At 44.8% G+C, this 15,580-nt stretch carries 12 protein-coding genes, 2 tRNA genes and 1 pseudogene; 14 read left to right on the top strand and 1 reads right to left on the bottom strand.

Translation table 11 applies throughout. The features are described 5' to 3' along the window. Positions 1-6: 6 nt before the first annotated feature. The 14 genes and pseudogenes from glmM to AC0L66_RS14780 all read left to right on the top strand — a co-directional run bounded on the left by glmM (position 7) and on the right by AC0L66_RS14780 (position 14,610). On the top strand, positions 7-1,344 hold the full coding sequence (glmM, locus tag AC0L66_RS14845) for a phosphoglucosamine mutase (protein WP_473567819.1): 1,338 nt from the start codon (positions 7-9) through the stop codon (positions 1,342-1,344). Between the two features lie 290 nt (positions 1,345-1,634). Continuing rightward, complete coding sequence (gene secG, locus AC0L66_RS14840; RefSeq protein ID WP_250615707.1) at positions 1,635-1,973, top strand: preprotein translocase subunit SecG; 339 nt, start codon at positions 1,635-1,637, stop codon at positions 1,971-1,973. A gap of 13 nt (positions 1,974-1,986) precedes the next feature. Continuing rightward, positions 1,987-2,071: transfer RNA gene (locus AC0L66_RS14835), tRNA-Leu, on the top strand. Between the two features lie 55 nt (positions 2,072-2,126). Then, positions 2,127-2,204, top strand: a tRNA-Met gene (locus AC0L66_RS14830). Positions 2,205-2,449: 245 nt separating this feature from the next. Continuing rightward, a complete protein-coding gene (gene rimP, locus AC0L66_RS14825; RefSeq protein WP_250615706.1) occupies positions 2,450-2,905 on the top strand; it encodes a ribosome maturation factor RimP in 456 nt (151 codons plus the stop codon). Positions 2,906-2,938: 33 nt separating this feature from the next. After that, positions 2,939-4,427: pseudogene (gene nusA, locus AC0L66_RS14820) on the top strand (transcription termination factor NusA). 22 nt (positions 4,428-4,449) lie between these two features. Further along, positions 4,450-7,167, top strand: coding sequence for a translation initiation factor IF-2 (gene infB, locus AC0L66_RS14815; RefSeq protein WP_265673715.1), 2,718 nt, complete (start codon positions 4,450-4,452; stop codon positions 7,165-7,167). A 99-nt stretch (positions 7,168-7,266) separates the two neighbouring features. After that, the gene (gene rbfA / locus AC0L66_RS14810) at positions 7,267-7,662 is read left to right on the top strand and encodes a 30S ribosome-binding factor RbfA (RefSeq protein WP_265673716.1); all 396 of its coding nucleotides are present in this window, start codon (positions 7,267-7,269) and stop codon (positions 7,660-7,662) included. Further along, on the top strand, positions 7,662-8,609 hold the full coding sequence (truB, locus tag AC0L66_RS14805) for a tRNA pseudouridine(55) synthase TruB (RefSeq protein ID WP_473567817.1): 948 nt from the start codon (positions 7,662-7,664) through the stop codon (positions 8,607-8,609). The genes rbfA and truB overlap by 1 nt, the downstream gene beginning before the upstream one ends. A 271-nt stretch (positions 8,610-8,880) precedes the next feature. Continuing rightward, positions 8,881-9,150, top strand: coding sequence for a 30S ribosomal protein S15 (gene rpsO, locus AC0L66_RS14800; protein ID WP_005598021.1), 270 nt, complete (start codon positions 8,881-8,883; stop codon positions 9,148-9,150). Positions 9,151-9,479: 329 nt separating this feature from the next. Further along, a complete protein-coding gene (pnp, locus tag AC0L66_RS14795) occupies positions 9,480-11,612 on the top strand; it encodes a polyribonucleotide nucleotidyltransferase (RefSeq protein WP_265673718.1) in 2,133 nt (710 codons plus the stop codon). A gap of 154 nt (positions 11,613-11,766) precedes the next feature. Then, positions 11,767-12,705 (top strand): lipoprotein NlpI, encoded by a 939-nt coding sequence (nlpI, locus tag AC0L66_RS14790; RefSeq protein WP_265673719.1) that lies wholly within the window; start codon positions 11,767-11,769, stop codon positions 12,703-12,705. A 109-nt stretch (positions 12,706-12,814) separates the two neighbouring features. Further along, positions 12,815-13,225, top strand: coding sequence for a MarR family winged helix-turn-helix transcriptional regulator (locus tag AC0L66_RS14785; RefSeq protein WP_265673720.1), 411 nt, complete (start codon positions 12,815-12,817; stop codon positions 13,223-13,225). Positions 13,226-13,272: 47 nt separating this feature from the next. Then, positions 13,273-14,610, top strand: a complete 1,338-nt coding sequence (locus AC0L66_RS14780) for an MATE family efflux transporter (protein ID WP_473567814.1) — start codon at positions 13,273-13,275, stop codon at positions 14,608-14,610. An 83-nt stretch (positions 14,611-14,693) separates the two neighbouring features. Here the strand turns inward: AC0L66_RS14780 and AC0L66_RS14775 are convergent, their stop codons facing one another. Beyond that, positions 14,694-15,566, bottom strand: a complete 873-nt coding sequence (locus AC0L66_RS14775) for a U32 family peptidase (RefSeq protein WP_265673722.1) — start codon at positions 15,564-15,566, stop codon at positions 14,694-14,696. Positions 15,567-15,580: the final 14 nt, after the last annotated feature.

Raw genomic sequence — 15,580 nt, 5'->3', positions numbered from 1 at the left:
AATCACATGTCACAACGACGTTATTTTGGTACTGATGGTGTACGCGGTAAGGTAGGACAATATCCAATCACCCCTGATTTTGTACTAAAGCTTGGCTGGGCTGCAGGTCGTGTTCTTGCAAAGCAAGGCACAAAAAAAGTCATTATTGGCAAAGACACCCGTATTTCTGGTTATATGCTGGAATCAGCATTAGAGGCTGGTTTATCGGCGGCGGGGCTAAAAGCAATTTTCTGCAGCCCATTGCCGACTCCTGCCGTGGCGTATTTGACGCAAACGTTCCGTGCCGAGGCGGGGATTGTTATCTCTGCCTCTCACAACCCGTACTATGATAATGGCATTAAATTCTTTTCTTCCGAAGGGACAAAGCTTCCTGATGCGATTGAGCTTGCTATTGAAGCTGAACTCGACAAAGACATTGAATGTGTCGAATCTGCGCAATTAGGTAAAGCAAGTCGTTTGAATGACGCGGCAGGGCGTTATATTGAGTTTTGTAAAAGTACTTTTCCGCACGACTTAGATTTATCAGGCGTGAAAATTGTTATCGACTGTGCACACGGTGCCACATACAAAATTGCGCCAGCGGTCTTTAGTGAACTAGGTGCAGACTTGATTGTGATGGGCGCTGAACCGGATGGTACTAACATTAACGATAAAGTTGGTGCAACCGATGTCGCGGCATTGCAAGCTCGTGTATTAGAAGAGCAGGCGGTACTTGGTCTTGCGTTTGATGGTGATGGTGACCGTATTATCATGGTTGATCACTTAGGCAATAAAGTCGATGGCGACCAAATTGCTTATATCATCGCTCGAGATGCATTACGTCGCGGCGAGCTTAAAGGTGGTGTTGTTGGAACATTAATGACTAACCTTGGTATGGAAAACGGATTGAAGCAGCTAGGTATCCCATTTGTGCGTGCAGCTGTCGGTGATCGCTATGTTATGGAGCAATTGCTAGAAAAGGGCTGGAGAATTGGTGCAGAAAACTCAGGTCATGTCATTTTGCTTGATAAAGTGACCACAGGTGATGCGATTGTTGCTGGTTTACAAGTGTTAGCCTCAGTTGTTGGTTCGAAAATGACACTCAATGAACTAGCAAGTGGCATGACACTTTATCCTCAAGTACTTATCAACGTAAGATTTAGTGGTGATGCTAATCCACTCGAAGCTAATGCCGTTAAGCAAGCTGTGTTAAAAGTAGAAAGTGAATTAGGTGATAAAGGTCGAGTGCTTTTACGTAAATCAGGTACGGAGCCTTTGCTTCGTGTCATGGTGGAAGGCGAAGACGATGCTTTAGTGAATCAATCGGCGCAGTATATTGCCGATGCTGTTAAAGCGAGTTGCTAATCACAACCGATGGGTACGAGCACTAGGAATAATGGGATTGATTTCTGTTTATTATAGTCAATCGGTATCGTGAGTTTTTATTGAAATGAGCCTATTTGCCCCTTTTTTGAGCATTTAGGCTCTAAAGCTACGGTTTTTCTTATTTTTATCTTGTCAGTCAGTGCGGCATTCGTTAGTATTGCCACCGCCTTCTCTTAGGAGGTCATAGCCAGGTTTTCTAAATATGGTGAATACTTTACCATTATGAAGAAAGCAGCGCTGGCTCAACAATTAGGAACATAGGTGGACATATGATTCAAGTTCTACTTGTGATTTACCTGTTGGCGGCGCTTGGTGTTATTGGCCTAGTGTTGATTCAACAAGGTAAAGGCGCAGACATGGGAGCCTCATTCGGTGCTGGCGCGTCAAACACAGTGTTTGGTGCTAGCGGCTCAGGAAATTTTCTAACCCGAATGACTGCAATTTTTGCAATTGTATTCTTTGTTATTAGCTTAGTGTTGGGTAACATGTATACCCACAAAGGCGAGTCTCAATGGGTTGACCCTTCACAAGGTCAAGTTATTGAACAGCAAGCTGATAATACTGTGAGTGAAATTCCAGCTAAATCAAGCGACGAAATTCCTCAATAAGCGAACAGCTTAAGCCGAGATGGTGAAATTGGTAGACACGCTAGCATGAGGTGCTAGTGCCTTATGGTGTGAGGGTTCGAGTCCCTCTCTCGGCACCATTATTTATAAACTTGTAATACAGTTTGTTGAGCGTATAATGCACAGCAAGTCGGACGCGGGGTGGAGCAGTTTGGTAGCTCGTCGGGCTCATAACCCGAAAGGTCGTCGGTTCAAATCCGGCCCCCGCAACCAATACTTTCTAAGTGTTGATGGATTGCAAGTTTAGCAGTGTGAAAAAATCACTGCACATTAAGGAAATAAATGAATAATTTTTTAAGTTTATCATTTATTGCTTATCCTTAATGCATCAGGGTCCAGCAACAAAAAACCCCGACTTTTTCGGGGTTTTTTGTTATCTGAGCTTTTTAAAGTTCAGGTATGTGTGCTTGGAATTTAAATTGGGCTTTAAGCCCTTTTTTTGTTTCTGGAGTGGTTAAATGACTGGTTTAGAAAGACAACTTACAGAATTACTTGAAGCTCCGGTTGAAGCTTTAGGTTACGAATTGGTTGGTTTAGAGTTCATCCGTGCTGGTGAGCATTCAACGCTTCGTATGTATATCGACCATGAAAATGGTATCACCGTTGATGATTGCGCAGAAGTGAGTCGTCAAACAAGTGCAGTGATGGACGTCGAAGATCCCATTACGGTGGCTTACAACCTAGAGGTGTCTTCACCAGGTCTTGAACGTCCACTGTTTAAAGCAGCACACTACGTACAATTCATTGGTCACGAGGTCAACATCGTTCTCAAAATGGCTGTGGGTAACCGTCGTAAGTGGAAAGGCACTATCCAATCTGTTGATGGCGAAAACATCACAATCCTTGCTGATGGTAACGAAGAAGAAATGGTGCTTAGCAACATTTCTAAAGCTAACCTGATTCCTAAATTTTAGGTCCCTAAAAAAGAAAGCTTAGAGGCTAGATAAATGAGTAAAGAAATTTTAGCGGTAGTTGAGGCGGTTTCTAACGAGAAAGCGGTACCTCGTGAGCGTATTTTCGAAGCGTTAGAAACAGCGCTAGCAACTTCAACGAAGAAGAAGCACGAACTAGAAATTGAAGTTCGCGTTGAAATTGATCGTAAAACAGGTGAGTTTGTGACTTACCGTCGTTGGATGGCCGTTGCTGAAGTAGAAACGCCAACCACCGAAATCTCAATTGAAGCAGCACAATTTGAAGACGAATCTGTTCAAATCGGCGACTACGTTGAAGATGAAATTGAATCGGTAACGTTTGACCGTATTACGACTCAAACTGCGAAACAAGTTATCGTACAAAAAGTTCGTGAAGCTGAGCGCGCTCAAATTGTTGAGCAATTCATTGATAACGAAGGTGACTTAGTTACTGGTGTTGTTAAGAAAGTGACTCGTGAAACGATCATTCTTGATCTAGGTAACAACGCTGAAGCCGTTATCCTGCGTGATGACCAACTGCCACGTGAAAACTTCCGTCCAGGTGACCGAGTTCGTGGTTTGCTTTACGCTGTTCGCCCTGAAGCGCGTGGTTTCCAACTATTCATTACTCGCTCTAAGCCTGAAATGCTAGCAGAACTATTCCGTGTTGAAGTGCCAGAAATCGCGGAAGAGCTAATCGAACTGAAAGCAGCCGCTCGCGATCCAGGCTCTCGTGCTAAGATCGCAGTGAAAACAAACGACCGTCGTATCGACCCTGTAGGTGCGTGTGTTGGTATGCGTGGTGCACGTGTACAAGCCGTTTCTGGTGAGCTTGGTGGTGAACGTATTGATATCGTGCTTTGGGATGATAACCCAGCACAATTCGTTATCAATGCAATGGCACCAGCAGATGTTGCTTCAATCATTGTTGATGAAGACGCTCATGCAATGGATATCGCGGTTGAAGCCGATAACCTAGCACAAGCGATTGGTCGTAACGGTCAAAACGTTCGCCTTGCTTCTCAACTGACTGGTTGGGAACTGAATGTAATGACAGTTGCTGATCTACAGAAGAAACACCAAGAAGAAGCGTCTGCTTCAATTGAAAACTTCATGAAATATCTTGATATTGAAGAAGATTTCGCACAGATGCTAGTAGAAGAAGGCTTCTCGACTCTAGAAGAAGTGGCGTACGTGCCAGTGAACGAGCTTCTAGACATCGATGGCCTGAACGAAGAAATCATTGAAGAACTTCGTGGCCGTGCTAAAGACGCACTAACAACAATGGCTCTTGCACAAGAAGAATCATTTGAAGGCGTTGAGCCAGCTGAAGACTTACTTGCATTGGAAGGTCTTGAGCGTGAAATGGCATTTAAACTGGCTGCTAAAGGTGTAGCCACTCTTGAAGATCTTGCTGACCAAGGTGTCGACGAGCTTGAGGGTATCGAAGGATTAACGGAAGAGCGTGCTAGGTGAACTTATCATGGCTGCACGTAACATTTGTTGGTTCGGCGACGAAGAATAATAATCAGCAAGGAGGTAGTTGCATGACAAAACTTACGGTTAAAGCACTTAGCGAAGAAATTGGTACGCCAGTTGAACGCCTAATTGAACAACTTGCTGATGCTGGTCTTAAAAAATCAGAAAGTGATCAGGTCAATGATGATGAGAAGCAAACGCTTCTTACACACCTGAAAAAAGAACATGGTGATACATCTGGCGAATCAGAACCAACGCGACTAACGCTACAACGTAAAACACGTAGTACGCTATCTGTTGCGTCAGGTGGTGGTAAGAGCAAAGATGTACAAATCGAAGTACGTAAAAAGCGTACTTATGTAAAGCGCAGCGCTATTGACGAGCAAGAGAAACGTGAAGCTGAGGAAGCAGCAACACGCGAGGCGGAAGAACGTGCACAACGTGAAGCCGAAGAGCTAGCCAAACGTGACGCTGCAGAGAAAGCACAGCGCGAAGCTGAAGAGAAAGCAAAGCGAGAAGCTGAAGAAAAACGTGCAGCAGAGGAAACTGCTAACCGTAAAGCTGATGAAAAACGCAATGCAGATTCAACAGATCAAAAGCGCGACGAAGCGGAAAAGGCCAAGAAACAAATGAACGCAAAGAATGCTGAAGCGAAAAAAGAAGCTGACGAGTTGAAGCGCCGTCAAGAACAAGAGGCACAACGCAAGGCTGAAGCGGAAGCCGCTCGTCTCGCGGAAGAAGCGAAGAAGCTAGCTGAAGAGAATGCTGAGCGCTGGTCTGAGCAAGAGAAGAAGTCGAAAGAAAGCGAGAAAGGTGACTATCACGTAACGACTTCAACTTACGCTCGTGAAGCGGAAGATGCTCAAGATCGTAGCGAAGAGAAAACCCCTCGTCGTCGTAAAAAGAAATCAACGCAAGATCGTGATGATTCTCGCGGTGGCCGTGGTGGTCGTAACCAACGTGGTCGTAAAGGCAAGTTGGCGAAACCTAGCTCAATGCAACATGGCTTTGATAAGTCTGCAACCGTTGCTAAGCAAGATGTTGTTATTGGCGAAACGATTGTTGTTTCTGAACTGGCACAAAAGATGTCAGTAAAAGGCACCGAAGTCATCAAAGTAATGATGAAAATGGGTGCAATGGCGACAATCAACCAAGTGATTGACCAAGAAACAGCAGCGCTTGTTGCTGAAGAAATGGGTCACAAAGTGGTGCTTCGTAAAGAAAACGAACTTGAAGAAGCGGTACTATCTGATCGTGATGCAACGTCTGAAGCCGTATCTCGTGCTCCAGTTGTGACTATCATGGGTCACGTTGACCACGGTAAGACATCAACACTTGACTACATTCGTCGTACGCACGTAGCGTCAGGCGAAGCGGGTGGTATTACTCAGCACATCGGTGCATACCACGTAGAAACTGAAAACGGTATGATTACCTTCCTTGATACTCCTGGACACGCAGCATTTACTGCAATGCGTGCTCGTGGTGCTCAAGCGACAGATATCGTTGTTCTAGTTGTTGCTGCAGATGATGGCGTAATGCCACAGACTGTTGAAGCTATCCAACACGCGAAAGCGGCTGGCGTACCTTTGATTATCGCAGTAAACAAAATTGATAAAGAGGGTGCAAACCCAGATAACGTTAAGAATGAGCTTGCTCAATACGACGTTATTCCTGAAGAGTGGGGCGGTGAGAACATCTTCGTTCACATCTCTGCAAAACAGGGTACAAACATCGACGGTCTTCTAGAAGCCATTCTACTTCAATCTGAAGTTCTAGAGCTAACAGCGGTTGCTGATGGCATGGCTTCTGGTGTTGTTGTTGAATCCTTCCTTGATAAAGGTCGTGGTCCAGTTGCAACGGTACTAGTTCAGTCAGGTACACTTCGCAAAGGCGATATCGTTCTTTGTGGTCAAGAATACGGCCGTGTACGTGCGATGCGTGATGAGATTGGTAAAGAAGTCTTTGAAGCGGGTCCGTCTATCCCAGTTGAGATCTTAGGTCTTTCTGGCGTGCCGTCATCTGGTGATGAAGCAACGGTTGTTCGTGATGAGCGTAAAGCTCGTGAAGTAGCGAACTATCGTCAAGGTAAATTCCGTGACGTGAAACTTGCTCGTCAACAGAAAGCGAAACTAGAAAACATGTTCTCTAACATGACTGCTGGTGACGTTGCTGAGCTAAACGTAGTACTTAAAGCAGACGTTCAAGGTTCTGTTGAAGCTATCGCAGACTCACTATTGAAGCTTTCTACTGAAGAAGTAAAAGTGAACATCGTAGGTTCTGGTGTTGGTGGTATCACGGAAACTGACGCATCACTTGCTGCTGCTTCAAACGCGATTATCCTAGGCTTTAACGTACGTGCTGATGCTTCTGCTCGCCGTGCGATTGAGAATGAAAACCTAGATCTTCGCTACTACTCAATCATTTACCAATTGATTGACGAAGTGAAACAGGCAATGGGCGGTATGCTTGCTCCTGAATTCAAGCAAGAAATCATTGGTCTTGCAGAAGTACGTGACGTATTTAAGTCTCCTAAACTTGGCGCGATTGCTGGTTGTATGGTGACTGAAGGTACGATTAAGCGTAACAACCCAATCCGCGTTCTTCGCGATAACGTTGTAATCTACGAAGGTGAGCTAGAATCTCTACGCCGCTTCAAAGACGACGTTCAAGAAGTTAAGAACGGCTACGAGTGTGGTATCGGCGTTAAGAACTACAACGATGTTCGCGTAGGCGACCAAATCGAAGTATTCGAAATCGTTGAGATTAAACGTACTCTAGATTAATTGACAAAATCGCTGCTGACTTTTTAAATTAGTAGTAATGGTTGTTAAATACACCATGGGGGGCGCAAGCCCCCCATTTTTCCTATAGTGAGAAAAGAAATGTCAAAAGAATTTAGCCGCACGCAACGCGTGTCGCAGCAATTGCAAAAAGAATTGGCGCTGATCTTACAGCGTGAAGTTCGTGACTCTCGCATTGGCATGGTGACAATTTCTGATGTAGAAGTGTCACGTGACCTTGCTTATGCCAAAGTATTTGTCACTTTCCTTTGTGTCGGTGAGCAAACACCAGAATCATGCTTGGCGGCTCTTAAAGAGCATGAAGTGCCAGTTCGTATGGCGCTTGGTAAGCGTATTCGTCACCGTCTAACGCCTGAAGTTCGCTTTACATACGACAACACATTGGTTGAGGGTATGCGTATGTCTAACCTCGTGAGCGAAGTGTTGAGTGATGACAAGCGTAAACAAAAAGAAGCAGGTCGCGAGGACGAAGAGTAATGGCTCGTCGTCGTAAAGGTCGTCCTGTTCATGGGGTTATCTTGCTAGATAAGCCAACCGGGATTTCGTCAAACGATGCGTTGCAAAAAGTTAAGCGACTCTACTTTGCTCAAAAAGCTGGTCATACTGGTGCGCTTGATCCTTTAGCGACAGGCATGCTGCCAATTTGCTTAGGTGAAGCCACGAAGTTTTCTCAGTTCTTATTGGATTCAGACAAACGTTATGTTGTGAAAGCCAAGCTGGGTGAGCGTACTAATACGTCTGATTCTGACGGTGAAGTCGTTGAAACTCGTGAAGTGAACGTAACGCAAGAGCAGCTTGAACGATGTGTCGCTAGCTTTAAAGGCGAAACCGATCAGGTTCCTTCTATGTTCTCAGCATTGAAGTATCAAGGTCGCCCGCTCTATGAGTATGCCCGTGAAGGTGTTGAGGTTCCGCGTGAGTCTCGCAAAATCACGGTGTATTCCATCGAACTATTGCGTTTTGAAGGCGATGAGATTGAAATGGAAGTCCATTGTTCAAAAGGGACTTACATTCGAACCATTACCGATGATCTTGGCGAAATGCTAGATTGTGGTGCGCACGTGACTTACTTGCGTCGCACAGGGGTTGCAAAGTACCCCTACGAGAAGATGGTGACGCTGGAGCAGCTCAACGAGCTATTAGTACAAGCTGAGCGCGAAGAGATTGCTCCTAGAGAACTTCTTGATCCACTGCTTATGCCAATGGATACGGCGGTTGAAGACTTACCGGAAGTGAACATGAATGCGGAACTGACCGATCTTGTTCAGCACGGTATGCCAGTGCAAGTCTCTGGAGCACCATCTGAAGGCACAGTGCGTATGACGAGTGGTGACGAGAAGTTGTTCATTGGTGTCGCAACCATTGACAGTAATGGCAAAGTTGCACCAAAGCGTTTGGTCGTGTTTTCTGAAGAAACAGAATAACGGCTTGCTATAAGCGCTAGATAGTCTATTTGATCTAACTTACTGTAAACGTTAAGTAAGATTTGGCTAGATTATGCAGACGTAAAATTAAAGGGTGAGTGGGATTGAACCTACTCGCCTTTATTATTTTACTCTACGTTAGCGAGAGTATTTTAACTGACGTTAGCTATTGCACCCTTCGATAAACTTCCCTATAATTCGCGCTTCGCGTAGCGGCTGAATCAGAGATTGGCTGCTACAACTATAAACCTACTCTTATTAGGAGAGCATTATGTCTCTGAATGCAGAAACTAAAGCAGCAATCGTTGCAGAATACGCACAATCTGAAGGCGACACTGGTTCACCAGAAGTACAAGTAGCACTACTTACTGCTTCTATCAACCACCTTCAAGGTCACTTTAAAGCTCACAAAGGCGATCACCATAGCCGTCGTGGTCTACTACGTATGGTTTCTAGCCGTCGTAAGCTTCTAGACTACCTTAAAGGTAAAAATCTAGCTCGCTACCAAGATCTAATCAAACGTCTAGGTCTACGTCGCTAATAAGCGTCTGCATAGAACAGTTTGTATAAAAGGGGCTATATGCCCCTTTTTTGATGCCTAAATTTCGCTGTTATTAGCACAATCCGCATTAAGTAGTTTATACTACGTCCCGTTAGAAGCCGACTGACAGGTTCTAATGCTCCACTCATTGCATTGCAGTCCAATTAGTCGACCATTAGGTCGCGACTATTCCAAGTTAGCTTAAGTGCTACCGCTAGATGAAAAATGCTAGATATGGTTAATCTTAGGCGATTTGTACTAGTCGCGATATGTGATGCCTTGAGCCAATAAACACTCAATCTAGTTGGTTCTAGATAAAAGGAAATACAATGTTCGAAAAACCAGTTGTTAAGTCGTTTCAATACGGCAACCACACTGTAACGCTAGAAACAGGCGTTATCGCTCGTCAAGCAACTGCTGCTGTAATGGCAACAATGGATGACACATCAGTATTCGTATCAGTTGTCGCTAAAAAAGAAGCGGTAGCAGGTCAAGACTTCTTCCCACTGACAGTTAACTACCAAGAGCGTACGTACGCTGCAGGTAAAATCCCAGGTGGTTTCTTTAAGCGTGAAGGTCGTCCTTCTGAAGCGGAAACGCTAACGGCTCGTCTTATCGACCGTCCAATCCGTCCACTATTCCCAAGTGCGTTTAAAAACGAAGTCCAGGTTATCGCAACGGTTGTTTCTATCAACCCAGACGTAAACCCAGACATGATCACTATGATTGGTACTTCAGCAGCACTTGCTATTGCTGGCGTTCCTTTCAATGGTCCTATCGGTGCGGCACGTGTTGGCCACATTGATGGTGAACTGGTACTTAACCCTTCAAATGCTGAGCTTGAAAACTCTAAACTGGACCTCGTTGTGTCTGGTACAGAAGGCGCAGTATTAATGGTTGAATCTGAAGCAGATAACCTATCTGAAGAAGAAATGCTTTCTGCTGTAGTTTACGGTCACGATCAACAACAAGTTGTTATCAAAGCGATCAACGAATTTGCTGCTGAAGTTGCGACGCCTTCTTGGGACTGGACTGCACCAGAAGTTAACACTGAGCTAAAAGCGAAAGTGGCAGAGCTTGCTGAAACTCGTCTTTCAGATGCTTACCAAATCACAGAAAAAATGGCGCGTTACGAGCAAGTAGGCGCGATTAAGAATGACGTTGTTGCAGCGCTTCTTGCTGAAAACGAAGAACTTGATGAGCGCGAAATTCGCGGCATGCTAGGTTCTCTAGAGAAAAACGTTGTACGTAGCCGCATCATTGCAGGTAACCCACGTATTGATGGTCGTGAAAAAGACATGGTTCGTGCACTTGATGTACGTACTGGTGTTCTTCCACGTACTCACGGTTCTTCTCTATTCACTCGTGGTGAGACTCAAGCACTTGTTACGGCAACGCTTGGTACACAACGTGATGCACAAATCATTGATAGCCTAATGGGTGAGAAGAAAGACAACTTCCTTCTACACTACAACTTCCCTCCATACTGTGTAGGTGAGACTGGCTTTGTTGGTTCTCCTAAGCGTCGTGAAATTGGTCACGGTAAATTGGCGAAGCGCGGTATTGCTGCAGTCATGCCTTCAGTAGAAGAATTCCCATACACAGTACGTGTTGTATCGGAAATCACAGAATCTAACGGTTCTTCTTCAATGGCTTCTGTATGTGGTACTTCTCTAGCGCTTATGGACGCTGGTGTACCAATTAAAGCTTCTGTTGCGGGTATCGCAATGGGTCTAGTGAAAGAAGGCGACGACTTTGTTGTTCTTTCTGACATTCTTGGCGACGAAGATCACCTAGGCGACATGGACTTTAAAGTAGCAGGTACTAACGACGGTATCACTGCACTTCAAATGGACATCAAGATCGAAGGTATCACTCAAGAAATCATGCAAATTGCACTTAACCAAGCGCAAGGTGCACGTAAGCACATCCTAACCGTTATGGATGAAGCGATTTCTGGTGCTCGTGAAGATATCTCTGAGTTTGCTCCTCGTATTCACACGATGAAAATCAGCTCTGAGAAGATCAAAGACGTTATCGGTAAAGGTGGCGCTGTTATCCGTGCTCTTACGGAAGAAACTGGCACTACAATCGAAATCGAAGACGACGGTACTATCAAGATTGCTGCAACTGAAGGTGCGGCAGCGAAAGAAGCGATTCGTCGTATCGAAGAAATTACTGCTGAAGTAGAAGTGGGTCGTATCTACGCTGGTAAAGTTGCACGTCTTGCTGATTTCGGTGCATTCGTGACAATCCTTCCTGGTAAAGATGGTCTAGTACACATCTCTCAAATCGCTAACGAGCGTGTAGAGAAAGTGACTGACTACCTAAAAGAAGGTCAAGAAGTTCAAGTTAAAGTACTTGAAATTGACCGCCAAGGCCGTGTACGTCTAAGCATGAAAGAAGCGCTAGAAACACCAGCAGCTCCTGAAGCTGGCAATGCGGCGCCAAGCGCAGAATAATTTGCGTAATTCGCACATTATGTGAGAAAGCGTGTTATAAAGAGGGGTCAGTGACCCCTCTTTTTTATGCGTGAAGGAAAATACCTGCTAAGACTTAATGATCAATAATTTAAATTGGTCGTCTTACTGCATCAGGTTCAAGGAGATATTTATAGTGAAGTGGTTTCGAATTTTAGGATTAGGTTTAGTTGTTGCCGTGACGGGCTGTGCCTCTAATTCATCGAAAGATGACTTACAGTGGTTAAACCCGCCAATGGCCGTTCCTTTACAAGCCAATGTTCAGTATGAAGTGCAAGTGGCCCGATTAACTCAGCTCCTACAACGCAGTGATCTCGAGAATGATGTACGTGCAAAAATGCACTTTGAGCGAGGCTCATACTACAATAGCTTGGGTTTACGCGATCTCGCTCAGCTCGATTTTAATCAATCCCTGCAGTTAAACCCAGCACAGTCAGTGGTGTTTAACCAAGTCGGTCAGTACTTTACTCAAATTGGTGATTTCGACTCCGCCTATGAGGCATTTGATTCAAGCTTAGAGTTAGATGCGGCAAACTCTTACGCATTACGTAACCGTTCTATCGCACTGTATTATGGCGACCGTTTTCCTTTGGCGATTGAAGGAATGACGTCCTATTATAATGAAGCGCCATCTGATCCTTATCGTGCGCTTTGGCTGTATATCATTTCCCGTGAAGTGGGACCGATGGATGCGGGCATTGCCTTAGAAAAGCGTTATCAGAGTGCCAATAACGAGTGGGGCTGGATCCTTGTCGCATTGATGTTAGATAAAGTGACGGAAGAGCAAGCCTTTAAAGCCGTATTAGCAAGCAGCAGAGATAACAATGTGCTCGCGGAGCGGTTAACGGAAGTGTATTTCTATTTGGCGAAGCGTCATCAAATCGATGGAGATTACCCTGCGGCGGTATCCTTGTATAAATTGGCGATTGCTCAAAATGTTTACGATTACGCCGAGCACAAATATGCGTTTTTGGAGTTAACGAAAATATTTGAGATTGCGAGAGCGCAACAGGTTGAAAAAGAAAAACAAAAGTTAGCTGAAGAGGCAAAGCTTCAGTCTGACAGCGCCGAGTAGTTTTCTTTCTATACTAAAAACCAGCCTATATGGCTGGTTTTTTTGTCTCTTGAGATCTGATTTCAATTCATTTAAACTAGTTAGCCTGGCTAATTAATGGATTGTATGAATGTCTATTGAAGCAAGTATAGAGAAACTAGAGCGGTTAACATCACGAGTATGGCGAACCAATAGTAAAGAAGATCCATTAGGTCATCTAAGTTTCAATGAATATGACTACCTTAAAGCGATCCAGAGCTCGGCTGAGCCTATTCGCTTAACTGATTTAGCTACTGAACTTGAGGTGTCTAAGCCTTCCGCGACGAATATGGTAAAACGATTAGAGCGAAAGGGCTTAGTCGAACGGATTGCGTGTTTGGAAGATGCTCGTTCGAAGCGAGTACGATTGACGGAGAAATCAAGAGTGCCACTAAGTAGTGAAGCTCATATTTATGCCATTGTCGCGACGAAGCTAAGGGCAAAGTTAGATGAATCAGAGTCGGATCAACTCAATCAACTATTACGCAAAGCGCTATCCTAAAATTTGTCTATTTAGTTAGCTTGAATAACTAAAGTGAGAGTAAAAAAATGCAACAATCAATTTATCGCCAGTTTTGGCGTTATGCTATCCCAACTATTGCTGCCATGCTGGTCAATGGCCTTTATCAGGTGGTCGATGGTATCTTTATCGGGCAGTACATGGGGAGTGAGGGATTAGCCGGAATTAATGTTGTATGGCCAGTGATCAGTGTGATCTTAGGTATTGGCATGATGATTGGTGTCGGTGCGGGGGCGCTGTCATCAATAAAACAAGGTGAAGGGAATATTGCGTCGGCTAAGAAAACATTGGCGACGGGCTTGATGTTATTGTTGGGCTTAGGACCTGTGGTTGCGGTGGTACTTTGGAATTTCTCTGATTATGCGTTGCAAATTCAAGGTGCGCAGGGACGTATGCTGGAGCTTGGCATCCAGTATTTGGATGTACTGATCATTGGTAGTGTCTTTTCGTTGGGATCGATTGCGGTTCCTTTCTTACTACGTAATGATGACAGCCCCAACATTGCCACGTTGCTCATGATTCTTGGTGCCGTGATTAATATTGCCCTAGACTATTTGTTTATTGCGGTTCTAGCATGGGAACTGACTGGTGCGGCATTAGCCACCGCGATTGCTCAGGCTGTAGTGACCATTCTTGGTGTGGCTTACTTTTTCTCTAGTCGCGCTAATATGCGTCTAACGCTGAAAGATTTTAAATTTCAATATAATGTGGTGCCGCCAATGCTCTCAATTGGTCTCGCCAGCTTTTTTATGTTCGCATATAGCTCATTTATGATAGCGATACATAATAAATTATTTGCTGACTATGGTTCGGTCGTCTTGATTGGCGCGTATGCGATTCTTGGTTACATCATTACTTTCTACTATTTAATTGTGGAAGGAATCGCCAATGCAATGCAACCATTGCTGAGCTATAACTTTGGCGTAGGTCGTAAAGACAATATGCGCAAACTCTTTAAAGTGGCGATGCTGAGCGCTGTCGCTGGTGGTGTGGCGTTTGTTACGCTGCTTAACCTGTATCCTTTGGAAGTGGTCTCTATTTTTAACTCAGGGGACGCAGAGTTAGTAGACAATACGGTTCTCGGCATTCGATTGCATTTGTTCTCTATGTTTTTAGATGGGTTTTTAGTGGTCGCTGCCGCGTATTGCCAAGCCATCAATAAGAGTAAAAAAGCGCTGTTTGTGACGTTAGGTAACATGTTAGTGCAACTGCCGTTTCTTTACGTACTGCCTAAGATTTGGGGTGTGACGGGCATATGGATCGCTTATCCAATTTCGAATGTGGCGCTCGCTATCGTCGTGGTATACATGATGTGGAAGGATGTCAGGTTACTACGTGAAGAGCATGCGGCTCCAGTGATGGCGTAGGTATTCATGGCGCGTTAAGTGAGTAGAGATCAATGAAAGGTAATATGATGCGCTTGTGATTGAGTACAAGCGCATCAGATAGCTTATTGGACGTTAAGTCCGGCAATGTGGTGCCAGTAGCCATTACATTGACGATCTAAGCGGGGCGCAGGATTGTTGCCATTTTCATTTGCGCGGAAGCGCTCAACTTCAGAAAACGTATCCACCCCAATAGGACTCAAACGAACCACATCGACTAACCCCTGCATCGACTGAAGGTCGTTGATAAGGTTGTACTCGTAACCGGATTGGGTTTGAATACCATTCAGGTTAAAGACCGATTGACCTTCTTGGCTTTCGACTTGTAGCCCTGTTGGGTACTTAATGCAGCAGGTTTCGCAGTCATCTTTGGCGCGATTTTCAGCTCTCGCCGTAAAACAGCGAGCAGAATAAGCCAAGGGAATATAACCATGGCTAAATACTTCGACTTCAAATTGATTACGAATACCCATTTCATCGGCCTGATTTAAGGTATTCACTAACCATTCACGAGACAGCTCAACTGGCATGCACCAGCGTGTCATCCCTTGTTTAGCAAATAGCTTAAGGGTACGAGCGTTATACGTATTCACCGCAGGACCGACGACAAACGGCACGTTACTTTCACTGGCAAGTTGAATGGCGGATACGTCATTAGCCTCAATTGCAAAGTCACCATTGTCGATGTATCTCTTCATGATGCTCACTTCACTAGGCGCTTCTAACAGTGCCATGGTGGAGATAACGACTTGTTTACCAGATTGAGACAGCGATTTAGCCACATCCAGCCAGTGCGTGGCTTTCATTTCTCTGCGTTTTGAACAAACCGTTTCCCCAAGGTAAATGATATCTGCGGAACTGGATTTTGCTTGCTCATAAAAGCTTTCTACATCTTGTTTTGGCCAGAAATAGAGGAGTGGCCCGAGTGCATATTTCATCAATTAACCTCTGA

Source organism: Vibrio sp. GJ43-1 (genome assembly GCF_055808835.1).
This window is presented reverse-complemented; position numbering and strand designations above follow the sequence as displayed.

What these genes read in the sequence shown, in the direction of transcription:
- glmM (WP_473567819.1), top strand. Translation starts at nt 7, where the DNA reads ATGTCACAACGACGTTATTTTGGTACTGATGGTGTACGCGGTAAGGTA.
- secG (WP_250615707.1), top strand. Translation starts at nt 1,635, where the DNA reads ATGATTCAAGTTCTACTTGTGATTTACCTGTTGGCGGCGCTTGGTGTT.
- rimP (WP_250615706.1), top strand. Translation starts at nt 2,450, where the DNA reads ATGACTGGTTTAGAAAGACAACTTACAGAATTACTTGAAGCTCCGGTT.
- infB (WP_265673715.1), top strand. Translation starts at nt 4,450, where the DNA reads ATGACAAAACTTACGGTTAAAGCACTTAGCGAAGAAATTGGTACGCCA.
- rbfA (WP_265673716.1), top strand. Translation starts at nt 7,267, where the DNA reads ATGTCAAAAGAATTTAGCCGCACGCAACGCGTGTCGCAGCAATTGCAA.
- truB (WP_473567817.1), top strand. Translation starts at nt 7,662, where the DNA reads ATGGCTCGTCGTCGTAAAGGTCGTCCTGTTCATGGGGTTATCTTGCTA.
- rpsO (WP_005598021.1), top strand. Translation starts at nt 8,881, where the DNA reads ATGTCTCTGAATGCAGAAACTAAAGCAGCAATCGTTGCAGAATACGCA.
- pnp (WP_265673718.1), top strand. Translation starts at nt 9,480, where the DNA reads ATGTTCGAAAAACCAGTTGTTAAGTCGTTTCAATACGGCAACCACACT.
- AC0L66_RS14785 (WP_265673720.1), top strand. Translation starts at nt 12,815, where the DNA reads ATGTCTATTGAAGCAAGTATAGAGAAACTAGAGCGGTTAACATCACGA.
- AC0L66_RS14780 (WP_473567814.1), top strand. Translation starts at nt 13,273, where the DNA reads ATGCAACAATCAATTTATCGCCAGTTTTGGCGTTATGCTATCCCAACT.
- AC0L66_RS14775 (WP_265673722.1), bottom strand. Translation starts at nt 15,566, where the DNA reads ATGAAATATGCACTCGGGCCACTCCTCTATTTCTGGCCAAAACAAGAT.